At 52.8% G+C, this 13,050-nt stretch carries 11 protein-coding genes; 6 read left to right on the forward strand and 5 right to left on the reverse strand.

Annotated elements, in window-relative coordinates:
- Positions 1-214 (forward strand): hypothetical protein (locus tag DPF_RS14195; protein ID WP_218069951.1); only part of this gene is annotated, 214 nt, incomplete at its 5' end.
- Between the two features lie 579 nt (positions 215-793).
- Here the strand turns inward: DPF_RS14195 and DPF_RS01670 are convergent.
- The 4 genes from DPF_RS01670 to DPF_RS01685 all read right to left on the reverse strand — a co-directional run bounded on the left by DPF_RS01670 (position 794) and on the right by DPF_RS01685 (position 4,345).
- Positions 794-1,132, reverse strand: coding sequence for a helix-turn-helix transcriptional regulator (locus tag DPF_RS01670; protein ID WP_069857139.1), 339 nt, complete (start codon positions 1,130-1,132; stop codon positions 794-796).
- Positions 1,133-1,644: 512 nt separating this feature from the next.
- Positions 1,645-2,142 carry a TspO/MBR family protein gene (locus tag DPF_RS01675; protein WP_069857140.1) on the reverse strand — a complete coding sequence of 166 codons (498 nt, stop codon included), beginning with the start codon at positions 2,140-2,142 and terminating at the stop codon, positions 1,645-1,647.
- 139 nt (positions 2,143-2,281) lie between these two features.
- Positions 2,282-3,235, reverse strand: a complete 954-nt coding sequence (locus tag DPF_RS01680) for a putative 2-dehydropantoate 2-reductase (RefSeq protein WP_069857141.1) — start codon at positions 3,233-3,235, stop codon at positions 2,282-2,284.
- 294 nt (positions 3,236-3,529) lie between these two features.
- The gene (locus DPF_RS01685) at positions 3,530-4,345 is read right to left on the reverse strand and encodes an amidohydrolase family protein (protein WP_176724136.1); all 816 of its coding nucleotides are present in this window, start codon (positions 4,343-4,345) and stop codon (positions 3,530-3,532) included.
- A 483-nt stretch (positions 4,346-4,828) separates the two neighbouring features.
- Between DPF_RS01685 and DPF_RS01690 the strand changes: the two genes are divergently transcribed.
- The gene (locus tag DPF_RS01690; protein ID WP_369689575.1) at positions 4,829-6,631 is read left to right on the forward strand and encodes a methyl-accepting chemotaxis protein; all 1,803 of its coding nucleotides are present in this window, start codon (positions 4,829-4,831) and stop codon (positions 6,629-6,631) included.
- Between the two features lie 464 nt (positions 6,632-7,095).
- The gene (locus DPF_RS01695; protein ID WP_069857144.1) at positions 7,096-9,195 is read left to right on the forward strand and encodes a methyl-accepting chemotaxis protein; all 2,100 of its coding nucleotides are present in this window, start codon (positions 7,096-7,098) and stop codon (positions 9,193-9,195) included.
- Positions 9,196-9,553: 358 nt separating this feature from the next.
- On the opposite strand, the gene DPF_RS01700 is transcribed toward DPF_RS01695, so the two are convergent.
- Positions 9,554-10,072, reverse strand: coding sequence for a type 1 glutamine amidotransferase domain-containing protein (locus DPF_RS01700; protein WP_069857145.1), 519 nt, complete (start codon positions 10,070-10,072; stop codon positions 9,554-9,556).
- Positions 10,073-10,616: 544 nt separating this feature from the next.
- Between DPF_RS01700 and DPF_RS01705 the strand changes: the two genes are divergently transcribed.
- From DPF_RS01705 to DPF_RS01715, 3 genes are all read left to right on the forward strand, one after another.
- Positions 10,617-11,147, forward strand: a complete 531-nt coding sequence (locus DPF_RS01705; RefSeq protein ID WP_083254408.1) for a phosphate-starvation-inducible PsiE family protein — start codon at positions 10,617-10,619, stop codon at positions 11,145-11,147.
- 194 nt (positions 11,148-11,341) lie between these two features.
- A complete protein-coding gene (locus DPF_RS01710; RefSeq protein WP_069857146.1) occupies positions 11,342-11,686 on the forward strand; it encodes a MarR family EPS-associated transcriptional regulator in 345 nt (114 codons plus the stop codon).
- 349 nt (positions 11,687-12,035) lie between these two features.
- Complete coding sequence (locus DPF_RS01715) at positions 12,036-12,998, forward strand: 4Fe-4S binding protein (protein ID WP_176724137.1); 963 nt, start codon at positions 12,036-12,038, stop codon at positions 12,996-12,998.
- Positions 12,999-13,050 lie beyond the last annotated feature (52 nt).

A 13,050-nucleotide genomic window follows, 5' to 3' on the forward strand; every position in this document is an offset into this window, starting at 1 on the left:
ATTTGAGATCCTTGTTTTTTGTTTTCTATTGTGTGGCAACAACAGAAATACTAAATTACAAGGATCTCTTCAAGTAAAAATTCAATCATTTCAGTACGTTTATTTTGCTTTGAAAAGCAAGAGCAACCCCGAAAGTCGAGTGATTAATATCCCAAACGATATTCGAAACAGCTATGAAAAATGCTGGACCATGAGTCAATCTCTGGGGGGGTGAGGCCCTTCTACTGTAAATAGCTGAGGTGTTATTTTGATTTTTGTCATAAATATCAGCATGACCTATCAGACCGGACAAGTTTGAAACGTTTTACGGAAAAGCTTGCCGCGAAACATTAACCAGTCAATTTGATACGGCAGGCGTCTCATGCCGTTTCGATTTTTTATAAACGTTGCCAAGTCGCTCGGGTGACAGAAAATCGGTCTGATTTGTCGGCATCCTCGTTTTCTTTACAAACAGGTCGCTCACCAAGATCAACCAGATCTGTTGGTATTCCCCATTCCTTCTTGTCCGAAGTTTCCAACGATCCCAATTTTCATGCTGTTGCCTCATCTGAAAAGGATAATATTGCTGAAGACCAGGTTGCCAATGCTGATTGGACACCGATTTTCAATGGTTTGAAGCATGAGACCTCAATCCGCTACTATTCTCCCAAAACATTGCGGTCTTACTTCAATTGGCTCGCCAGCTGCCCCCTGTGTCAGGGACGCTGTCTGCCCATTCTGAAATCCACCTGAGGGGCCAGAAGGAGACGGCAGTGGATATTCTACATAAATCCAGACAAAAGCCTCTTGGTTTTTAGAAGTCATCTTTTGCCTCGGCGTCATGTTTGTCTATCCGTTTGGGAAGCAGGGCCAGTTTGTCTTCCACCCGTTCCGTAAGCAGTCCCATGGGGATGGGGTCAACTTCAAAGAGTTTGACGCCCACAAGAACTGCGGCTTCAAAGACGAGTCCGATCTCGCATTTCAGGTCTCCTTGTTCGATCTTGCGAAGGGTGCCCACGGAGATGCCGGCGCGTTGGGCAAGTTCGGCCTGGGTCATCCTGCGTTCCTTGCGCCCGAGACGAATGAGGTTGCCCAGGAGCTGTCCTGCTTCACGAGTAGACCGCGAATAGGTTCGGCTGATTTGTTTTCGCATGCGTTGATCCGTAAGCTGAATTGTCCGTTGAAAGGAACTAAAAAAACATTATAATGAGTTTTATTGCGGACTAAAACCATTATAATAAGCTTTTTGACGGAAGTCGAGGTGGATTGTTCATTTTTCCGGTGAGATTTTCGTCCTCGCGGGGTTCGTTTTTCCGGGAAAGAACACCATGATCTGTTTGCTCTTCCCGAATTTGATTCGGGATCTTGCCGCGCTTGATTTTTTGCATCAAGAAACGACCGGTAACAGGGCCGGGAGTTCAGCCAAGGGCTGCGCCGGTTTGCGTGTTTCGCGTCATGGTATGATGATGGAAAGGGAAGAGGAATGGAGGGAGAAAACTGACTGTTCCCATTTGTCTTTTTGAAATGGATGATCCTGCAACAGTTTCGTGGAGACCCAGTCAGGCCAGGGTTGAATATGGAGAGTGCTTTTGGCTCCCTGGTCCTGGATATCAATCATGGGCTGACTGAGCTCTGATTGCAGTCCAGGTGGGATGGGGTGGATTATCATCCCAGGATGGTGGGGTTGAGTTGCCACAGGGCGTAATTGAGGAAGGCGGCAAACCCGACCCACAGCAGATAGGGAATGAGTAACGCTCCGGCAAGGGGACGCACGCGCCAGAACAGGACAAGGGTGACGGCGATGAGCAACCAGAGCAACACGATATCGGCAAAGGCCAGCAAACCGAGATGCCAGGTAAAAAAGATCCAGCTCCACAGTGCATTGGGCAGGAGTTGTCCCAGAAAAAACCAGAGGGCAACGCCCTGGACGCTAAATCCTCCGGAGCACCAGACCATCCATGCAGCAAGGGCCATCAATGCGTACAAAACAGTCCAGACCGGCCCGAAAAGCCATGAAGGCGGTGCCCACGCCGGTTGGATGAGTGGCGTGTAAAACGATCCGGCCTGCATGGTTGCCCATGCGCCGATTGCCGAAGCGGCAAAGCATACAGCGAGCCAGCCCACAAGTCCTATGAGTTGTTTTGTCCTGGAGGCTGGCTTCATGATGTATCTCCTTTTATGGGTTTGAAATATTGATCAATTTCATTGGCTGCCAGGTGTCATATATCGTATTGATGGCTGTTGTCTTGCCCTGTGCGGTTTTCTTGGCAGGCAACACCTTTGCCGGTCACAACATACTGTTTTATGAGCCAAATGGCGGTTGCTGGTAGATCCGGGCATTGAGCAGGGTGAGTTGGCGGTACAGGGTTTGGGTGCGCACAAGGTGAACCCCGTTACGCATGGCCGTGCGCACGGGTTCCCCATAGATGGATTCCACTTCCATGGCCCTGTTGTGACGCGCGTCAAGCATCATGCTGGGCATGTAGGAGACCATGGCGTCGGTAAAGGTCATCATCTCGTCAATATATTCGTCTGAAATATCCCTGCCCTGGGAGGCGGCTCCGGCCTGGACTTCCTGCATCAGATCAAAGGCCAGTTGTCTGGATTGGGGGCAGCCCATGATCTTGTCCGTGGGCGCATCCAGCAGGGCACAGGTGCCATTGAAGGGGATGTTCCACATCAGCTTTTTCCATCTGGCCAGAACCAGGTCTGGGGAAAGCTCAATGGGAATACCTGCCTTTTGCAAGGGGGCGGCAATGGCATGCATGGTCGGGGTGATGCCTGCCGGCTGGTCGTTCCTGTCATATTCGGCCAAAAGGATCTTGCCGTATTCCAGGTGGGTGATGTGGCCAGGGCCCAGCTTGTTGCAGCATACCAGGCACAGTCCGCCCAGGATGTGTTCGGCCCGGGTCTGTTCGGCCAGGAGACGTTCGCCGCCAAGACCGTTTTGCAGGAGAACAATGGCGGTATGGGGACCGACAACCGGATCAAGAAGGCTGGGCAACACGTGGTTCTGGGTGCTTTTGAGGGCTACCAGTACCACATCGCAGACGGGCATGTCCCGGGCCTGCCCATAGGCATTGACCTTTGGAAAAAACATATCTCCGTCCACGGAATCAACGCGCAGACCGTTTTTTTGTACGTGTTCGAAATCGCTGTGGAACAGAAAATGAACGTCATTTCCGGCCTGGATGAGTTTGGCTCCATAAAAGCATCCAATGGCACCGGATCCAATAATCCCGTATCGTATTCCCATGGTTTTTTTCTCCTTGTTTCGTATATGCAAAAGCATATACGAAACTGGCGGATAAGGGCAAGGGAGCGGAAATCCGGGGACTGGCACGTATTCCGGCTGGTTGGGACGTTTGCAGCAGCAGGAAGAATGTTTCTTGCTTTTTCTTGCTCGTGCGGCGGGTTTTCGAGCTGAGACAGTGGGCCGCAGTTGCACAGGTCCCATAAAGGAACCTGCCGGGAGCAGGCAGGGCATGATGCTGTTGCAGGCAGGAGACGCCAATATCCGGAGCAGGAGCCCGAGGCAGTGACCGAGGAGTTACACCGCAATTCCCCAGAACGAGCAGGCATTCTCCCGGATGAGTCTGGCATGTATGTCTGCGCTAATGCCGGGAAGAAAGGACATGGCAGTTTGATACAAGGGATCTGTTTTCAGTGCGGCATCGCTGTTGAGCATGATCCGGTGGGCAAGTTGCGGGTAGCGGTCAAGGATGTCTGCAAGTTTTTCGGGCGTCATCTTGCCTTGCTGCATGGTCATACCCATCATAAGACCTGTTTCCATGACCATTTCCAGATTTTCTTCATTCACGTGATCAATGACGATGCGTGGTTGAAGGGTCGGCACCTCTGCCACCAGTTTCAGAATCTGTCGGGTCATCCGAGCCTTGTCCTTGCGGGGGGTGTGGATACCGATCCTCTTGTCCTGGGGCAGCAAGGAGCTGGCCCAGCTGAGTTGTTCCTTCAACACGGCAACCTCGCCATCACTCCCTGTTTCAAGACCCAATTCCCCGAGCCCGAGACAGGAAGGACCAAGCACATGGGATTCAAGGCTCGACCAGAATGCATTGTCCATCCATCCTCTGGTTGGTGAGGGCAGTGAACGGGGATGCACTCCCACCAGGTAGTAGAGGCAGAATCCCTTGATTCCCGGGTTGCTGCACAGTTTTTCCAGAGAGTCAAAATACGGGGGAAAGCTCTCCCAGCCATCGGGTTCATACACAAATGACCAGGATATCCCGGCACCTGTCCCGGCATACGCGGCAAAATCCTTCGGACACACGTGATGCAGAATATCCGCATGTAGATGGGCGTCTACCAGGCTGACGTGCGCAGGGTTGATCTGTGAAGTTTGCATGGGTTTCATGTAGCAATGCATTCACGTGCCCGCAACCCAAACTCCTGGTGCGGGATGGATTGCAGGTGTTGTACCTTGATCAAGTCATGAGTCCATCGGCACTGTTTGTTCCTGATTTTTTTGTTGGACCCGGTGTGGCGAGGCTGCGAATCCGTTGAAGCCTGGTACGCACCGCATTTTTGAACCGACTGGAAAGAGATTGCCCTTGCCAGAGCCGGGGAAGTTTGAATAGGTATTACAGCCGTGGTCTTGCGTCGTTCTGCAATCCCTGGCTTGCGGTTGAGAACAGGGGGGATTGACAGGAGCTGTATCCCGGCAGGAAAGGACAGATCTTTCTGGTTTGTTTTTTCCGAAATATCAGAGTGTTATCCGTTTGATTTTGTATCGGATCGTCCAGGGTGCAGAGAGTTCGAGCCATGGGAACATTTGGACCACCAATGGTCAGGGAGTCCGTAGATTCTGCACAACAGCAAGGGGTGGGTGGTGAAAAACCTGAGTATTCGCTGGAAAATTATTGTGTTGGTTGTTCTGGGCATGTTTGCCATGGCCATCATTATGGGTGGCCTGCGTGTCAGTGACATCAAAAAAGGCGCGGTTGAGGGCATGGTCCGCAAAAGTCAGGCCATTGTGCTCATGGCCGAGGCCGGTCGCAATCAAATGGCCCATAAGCTTCAGGAGGGGGTTATCCGCCCCCTGGACGAGATTCCGACGGACAAGCTGCTGGAAGCCGTTCCCGTGGTTACGGCCATGCAGATGGCAGCTGAAAACGCGGCCAAGGCCGGATACCGGTTCAAGGCTCCCAAGATCAGCCCCCGTAATCCCGCCAACAAACCCACTGCTTTTGAGCGTACTGTTCTTGAAGAGCTGAAATCCGGAAAAATAAAGGAAAAGATCGTTGTTGAGGATGACAGGGTCCGCTATTTCAAACCGGTTCAGCTGACCCAGGACTGTCTGTTCTGTCATGGAGATCCCAAGGGAGGCAAAGACCCCCTGGGCGGTACCAAGGAAGGCTGGAAGGCCGGAGAGATCCACGGAGCCTTTGAAATCATCACCTCCCTGGAGCAGACCAACAAGGAGGTTTTTAACGCGGCCATAGGAGTCGGTCTGTGGTCGCTTCTGCTTTTTGTCGTGGTTATCGGGATTATTTATCTGTTCATGAATCAGGCCCTTTTCACTCCCCTTGCCCGGATCAAGGAGTATGCTCTGGCTGTTGCCGGCGGGGATCTGCAGGCAAGGCCTGACGGGGCATTTCATGCCGAACTGGCAGACGTTGAGCATTCCATCTCCACCATGGTGGGCAATCTCAAGGGCAAGATGCTGGAGGCCGAGGAAAAGAGCCAGGAGGCTGAAGCCCAGAAGCAAAGGGCCCAGGAGGCCCTTGAAGAGGCCAAGGTTCAGGAGGCCAAGGTTGTTCAGCTGCTGGACAAGATGACCCATGTGGCCACAGAGGCTGCGGATATTTCCGAACAGCTGGCCTCTGCTTCCGGCGAACTGGCCGCTCAAGTGGATGAAGTCAGTTCCGGAGCTGAAGTTCAGGATCAGCGCAGCACTGAAACGGCCACGGCCATGGAAGAAATGAACGCTGCGGTACTCGAAGTGGCCCGCAATTCCGGTTCGGCTGCCAACAGCGCCGACAACACCAGGGAAAAGGCCGCCATAGGGGCCGATATTGTGCAGCGTTCCGTGCAGGCCAATGACAGGGTCATGGCCCAGGCCCGGTCCCTCAAGAACAAGATGTCCACCCTTGGGGAAGAGGCCAGGGATATCGGGCGTATTCTGGATGTTATCAGTGATATTGCCGATCAGACCAATCTTCTTGCCCTGAATGCGGCCATAGAGGCCGCACGGGCCGGGGAGGCCGGCCGCGGGTTTGCCGTGGTGGCCGATGAGGTGCGCAAGCTGGCGGAAAAGACCATGCAGGCCACCAAGGAAGTCGGGGGGGCCATTAACGAGATCCAGACCGGCGCCAGTGAAAATATCCAGGTCGTTGATGGGGCTGTTGCAGCCGTACAGGAGGCCAATACCCTGGCCAAGGAATCCGGGGATGCCCTGAAACGGATTGTCCAGATGGCTGTTGAGACCTCGGATGAGGTGCGTTCCATTGCCACGGCAGCCGAGGAACAGAGCACGGTGAGTGAAGAGATCAACCGGGCCGTGGAGGAGATCAGTCGGATCACGGCCGAGACATCCTCCGGGATGCAACAGGCCGCCCAGGCGGTTAACGAACTGGCGCAGCTGGCCGAAAAGTTGCGCAGCCTGATCAACATGATGACGGAAAGCAAGTAGTCTTATTGAAGGGATTCACGCCCAAAAGCCCGGCTGGATTTTCCAGCCGGGCTTTTGGGAAGCCATTGTCTTACTCGTATGCCTTGTGAGTCCAATGTTGTATAACAAAACATTTCATGTCCCAATCGTTTATGTCAACTTAAGATGCACCACGATACGAGGTCGCAGAAACTTTTGGAAGATACGGAAGGCGTGGTTCTGAAGCGTTTTTCGGGGCAAACGTATCACCTGTTTTTCGTATAAAAAAGATTGACGGCGCTAATAATATTTATAATCATTACTAATAAGGGTCGCTAAGATTGATCGTCAGACAACGTGGGCGGTGTGCTATCCGAGATAATTCCTGATGGAACTGGAGTGATGAAATGGTTTGTCGCTCAAGATGTCGGTCCCGGAGGAATCAGAGCGATCCGAAACATTCGGGTCAGCACATTTCACCTCCAAAGGAAAGGAAAAGATATGATATGAGGACATTGCAAAAACTCGTCGTCTCCATCAAGGGGCGGATAATTCTCCTGGTGGTATTCATGGGAATCTTTGGTGGAGTTATTTTTGCGGGTATGTTGTATACAACCCAGGAAATTAAACAGATCGGTCTGGACGAGGTGCAAGCAGCCGTTCGCGTGGGGGAGAAATTAGAGCTCAAATCCGTGGTCCATTCCACAGCCATGGTCCTGGGGACGCTGCTTCGAGGCAAATCACGACAGGAACATGTCCAGCTTCTTAAGCAAGCCCTTGATCCCTTGCGGTTTGGTCCCGGCAATGAAGGGTATTTCTATGTTTATGACCTTTCCGGGATCAACGTGGCCCATCCCATGAAACCGGATCTGGTGGGCAAGAATCTTTGGGGGTTCAAGGACAAGGTCGGTACGCTCCTTATTCAGGATTCCATTCGTGTGGCTAAACAGGGCGGCGGTTTTGTGGAGTTTTTTTGGGACAAACCTGGCACGGACGTTTTGGCCAAAAAGCTTTCTTACGCCGAATCCATCCCTGGTACGGATTTATGGATCGGAACCGGCATTTATCTGGATGCCGAGGCCAGCACGGTTCAAGGGATGTCCGATCGCGTCGACCAAAGCTCTACCCGCAGCATCATGATCATTACCCTTTTGATCGCTGCTTTTTTTCTGTTTGTTGTTTTGCCCCTTGCCATTTTTATCTTCCGCTCCATAGCGCGTCCCCTGACCATCATGACGGAGCAGGTGGAGGCTGTTGCCGGAGGCGATCTCAACGTGCGTTTTGATCTTTCGGGCAGGGATGAATTGGCTGTGATGCGCCGTTCCGTGGCCCGCATGGTGGACATCCTCAAGGAGCGAATCGCTTTTTCCGATGGTGTCCTCGATGCCATTACCATGCCCTGTGCTGTTTATAACAAGGATAACCGGGTGATGTTTGCCAATGAGGCGGTTTGTCAGGCCATCGGTGTCACAGGGTCCGCTGAGAGTCAGATCGGGAAGACTTCCGGGGAGTTCATCTATGGAGATGCCTCGAAAAAAACGATCTCCGCAGAACCCTTGCGCACAGGTTTCCAGATTCATCAGGAAGTTTCTTTTGTGACCAGGCAGGGAGAAAAAAGAATTTTGGATGTTACGTCTACTCCCCTTGTAAACGAAAAAGGAGAAATCATCGCGGCTGTGGCCCTGTGGTTCGATCTGACCACCATAAGGGAACAGCAGAGTCTTATACAAAAAACAAACGAAGCCATTATTGCGGGTACGACCAAGGCCGCAGAGATATCCGACCGGGTCGCTTCCGCATCTGAGGAACTTTCAGCACAAATCGAACAATCCAGTCAGGGTGCCAAGGAGCAGCGAAACCGCTCTGCAGAGTCTGCTACAGCCATGGAAGAGATGAATGCCAGCATGATTGAGGTGGCTTCCAATGCTTCCAATGCTGCTCAACTGGCCGAGGAAACTCGGGATGCCGCTCAGCAGGGTATGGGAGTTGTGGACGAGGTCATTCAGGGAATCAAAAAAATAAGCAGCGATTTCAAAGAGGTAAACATTGCTTTTCAGGGACTCCATAAACAATCCGAGGCGATTACCCATATTGTCCAGGTGATCGATGACATAGCTGATCAGACTAATCTTTTGGCCCTGAACGCGGCCATTGAGGCTGCGCGTGCCGGCGATGCAGGAAGGGGGTTTGCCGTGGTAGCCGATGAGGTCCGCAAGTTGGCTGAAAAGACCATGGGTGCCACCAAGGAGGTAACCAGCTCCATCTCCGGGATGCAATCCATTGTTTCCAAGACGACTGAGGGCATGGCCCATGTGGAACCTCTCATTGAATCGGTTATTGTCCAATCGGGCACAGCGGACAAGACCCTTCACGGAATTGTTGGCAAGGTGGATCAAACATCCCAGCAGGTTGTGTCCATTGCCACTGCCAGCGAAGAACAGTCTGCAGTCAGCGAGCAAATCAATCACTCCGTTGAGGAAGTTAATCGGATCGCTGCGGAAACCGCTGATGCCATGGATCAATCGGCTCAGGCGGTGGCCGAGCTGGCCGAGCTGGCCCAGGACCTCAACCGGGTGATGGCTTCCATGCGTGAGGAGATTGGATGATTAGCCTTTATGCAAACGATGACCTTTCAGATCATGGCAGCATGACTTTGGTATTCCGGTTCATCATTGACTTGGATCTGTTCTAAGGTGAACTGGCGCAGCTGGCCGAAAAGTTGCGCAGCCTGATCAACATGATGACGGAAAGCAAGTAGTCTTATTGAGAGGGACTCACGCACAAAAGCCCGGCTGGATTGTTCCTGTCGGGTTTTTGGTTTGGGGGAAGAACCAAAAAAATGAACGCTGGCATGGTTGGGGCGGCATCCCCTGCTGCCCTGTGTTCTAACCGCTCAGGGAGATGTGGGCTGGTGCTCAACAGGGTATGTCTCTGGGTTTGGAAGAGGCCCCTGGGCATACGAATTCATTGGGCCAAAGCCTCGAGGATTGTTCGCATGAAGGCGGGCAGATCATCGGGCTTGCGGCTGGTGATCAGGTTGCCGTCCCTGACAACCGGTTCATCCGTCCAATGGGCTCCGGCATGGATCAGATCGTCCTTGATGGCGAAAAAAGAGGTAACCCGTCGGTTGGCAAGGATGTTGGCCGAAGCGAGCATCCATCCGGCATGGCAGATGGCCGCCACGATTTTGCCGGCATCATGGGCGTCCCGGACCAATTGAACCATGGCGGGGTGGCGACGCATGATATCCGGTGCATAGCCTCCCGGAATGACCACGCCGTCAAAATCGGCCATTTTCAGGTTGTTCACCTCTTCATCGGGTGTTACCGGTATGCCGAATTTGCTGGTGTACCGGGACTCTCCTGCGCCGACGACAACCACCTGGACTCCGGCTTCCTGCAGCCGGTAATACGGATACCAGAATTCGAATTCATTATACATGTTTTCAATCAGGATGATGATTCTTTTGCCCTTGAGTTCCATGGTGTCCTCCCTGTCTGGTTTGCGTGGTCATCTGTGCAATTGAAACACAATCCGCTCCGATTTTGACCCTGGCGGACGGATTGCCGTACATCTCACGGATCAATTTGTGGCCTTTTAGCACGATGTTTCGGTCATGACCAGTGAGCACGTCGTTGGTGTTGCTCATCCGGTGAGGTGGGATGGTAGCCATTCAACGGTGTTTGTTGGCAAAGCAGGAGGGTAGGGAAGGATGCGCAATCGGCCTACACCAGCGTCAATTCAGTCTTCAGGAGTCTCTGCTCATTTGAATCGACCTGGTTGATTGTCAGGATAGTGGCTTAACTCCGACTCCTCAAGTCTGTAGCAGGATCACGTTGTTTGAAATGTGCTCTGGTCCTGTTATCGACTTGATGCGTGACGCCAGGTTGGAAAAGGACTAACATGATGCAATTTCAAGTGCTCGGACAGGGAAAAATGCGGATGTGCGCCCTGTTCCGGAGATTCTCGAACCCGGGCTTCATGCATCAGTCCCTTGTATCCACCCCAAACCATATTCGTGAGCATCATGAAAACCAACACTATGGAAAAAGAAATCCACGAACCAGGGCATGATCTGTATCTGGGACACGAAGATCCCACCATCCGGCTGCTGCACAAAATCATACGCCTTGCGGTCAAGATGCTTGCTGTCCTGATGGTTTTTGTTATTGTCTGGGGCATCGGCGACGTCATCTATGTGCTCTATCAGCGTCTCACATCCCCGCCGTTTCTCCTGCTCCAGATCAATGACATCCTGGCAACCTTTGGAGCATTTCTGGCGGTGCTCATCGCCATTGAGATCTTTATCAACATCAGCATGTATCTGAGCGCCCATGTCATTCCGGTGCGTTTGGTCATTGCCACGGCATTGATGGCCATTGCCCGGAAGGTGATCATCTTTGATTTTGAAAGCATATCACCCCCGTACCTTTACGGGACAGCAGGTGTCATTCTGGCTCTGGGCATCACCTACTGGTTGATTACCAGGAAGACGACACCCGAACTGTGTGTCCGGACTGATCAGCGGTCTTCACAGGAAAAAGGCCCTGCAGGATGAGTTGAAAAGGAACACGGCTCATCGTATCGCGTATCGAACCACCTGCTGGTTCAATCTTCATGAATACGGCCCAGCCCCGCGTCCTTTCCCCTCCCCGGGAGCTGACTTTTTGTATGACAGCCCGGTCCCCCTCTTGACGTTTCATGGGTTCACGGGTAGCCGTTCAGATTCTGAACAAACACTGGATTTGCACTATGAACGATGCCACAAACTACAAAATCTACAAAATCCTTGAAGCCAATCCTGAAATCAGCCAGCGGGAACTGGCCCGCAAACTTGATGTTTCCCTGGGCAAGGCCAACTATTGCCTCAAGGGGTTGGTGGAAAAGGGGCTGATCAAGGTGAGCAGGTTCTCCAATGCCAAGAACAAGCTGGTCTACCTCTATTTGTTGACCCCCAAAGGCATTGAGCACAAGGCCAAAGTGACCCTGCGGTACCTCAAACGGCGCATGCAGGAGTATGATGAGCTCAAGGAAGAGATTGCCAGGCTGAGGGAAGAGGTTGCCTGTGAACCCGGTGAAATACGGAAAAAAGACTAGGATTGGGAATGGTTGAGATTGAAGGACCTTGGTGTTCGATCGCAACACATTTTCCTTGGTGGGTACGTTTTATGTTGTAGAGCATTATCCATCCGGATCGTTTGAACGGTCTGCGCATGGTTTGGCCAAGACAGATGTCTCCCTTTTGAGCTTGTCCGTATCTTCCCGGATGATCTTGTCGTGCTGGAGCTGTTCGGGATGCGGGGTTCATGGGGCTGCCTGATTTTCAACGGTTATTTTCTGCTGGTCTTCCATCGGACATAGGGATAGATGGCCGGTCTTTGAACGGCTGAGCCATGGCTGTTCTGCCTTTGTATTCCCACAATCTGTTCCGAGGAAGTCTATGCGCATGTCTCTTTCCCTTGCCCGACGTTGTGTGCAGGCGGGGTTTGTCCTGTTTTGTCTTTGGGTCGGCTGGCGGTTTTACGGGTTTTATCTCTGGCTCACCGGGGCGTTGGCCGTGATGGTTCCCAGACCCCCGTCAGTGGAGGCCTTTTTGCCCATCAGCGGGCTTCTGGGATTCAAGTCTTTTGTCCTGACGGGCGAGTTTGATCCCATCCATCCTGCGGGTCTTGTCATTCTTCTTGCTGCCGTGGGTTCTGCCCTTGTTTTTCGCCGGGCCTTTTGCGGATACGTCTGCCCCATTGGATGTCTGTTTGATGCGGTGCATCGTTTGTCTTCACGCTTTCTTCCCTGTCCGACCCTTCCTTCATGGCTGGATCTTGGGCTTCGCGGTCTCAAGTATCTTGTGCTGCTGTTTTTCCTGGGCACGATTTTCGGAGCCATGAGCCTGCAGGCGGTGCAGGGATTTCTCCATTCTCCTTACAACATGCTGGCCGATGTCAACATGCTGGAATTTTTTCTTGATCCCAGTTCCCTTTTCCTTGTGGTTCTGGGCATTCTGGTTGTGGCGTCCATGTTCATCCCCAGGTTCTGGTGCCGGTATCTCTGTCCCTACGGGGCCCTTGTGGAAGGGGTATCCTGGGCAAGCCCCCTGGCCGTGCACCGCAGGCCTGATCAATGCGTGCATTGCGGCCAATGCTCCCGGGTCTGTCCCGAGGCCATCAGGGTTGATATCAAGGAGCGGGTCTCTTCTCCCGCCTGCATGCTGTGCATGCGCTGTGTGGAGAGCTGTCCGGCACCAAACGCCCTGGATATTCGGGCCGTGTCTCGGTGGCGGGTGAGCGGTTACTGGATTCCCTTAGGCATGGTTGCGGTGTTTCTCCTTGCCTGGATCACTGCCCTGGCAAGCGGCCACTGGCATACTCAGGTGAGCCCTGACATGGTGCGCATGTTGGTGGAAAAAGGGTGATTGCGGGTATCTTTCCTGGCGTGTTACCGGATACACCAGCAGGAGTGCTGCA

Origin of the sequence: Desulfoplanes formicivorans (assembly GCF_001748225.1) — a bacterium.
Classification (GTDB): Bacteria; Desulfobacterota; Desulfovibrionia; order Desulfovibrionales; family Desulfomicrobiaceae; genus Desulfoplanes; species Desulfoplanes formicivorans.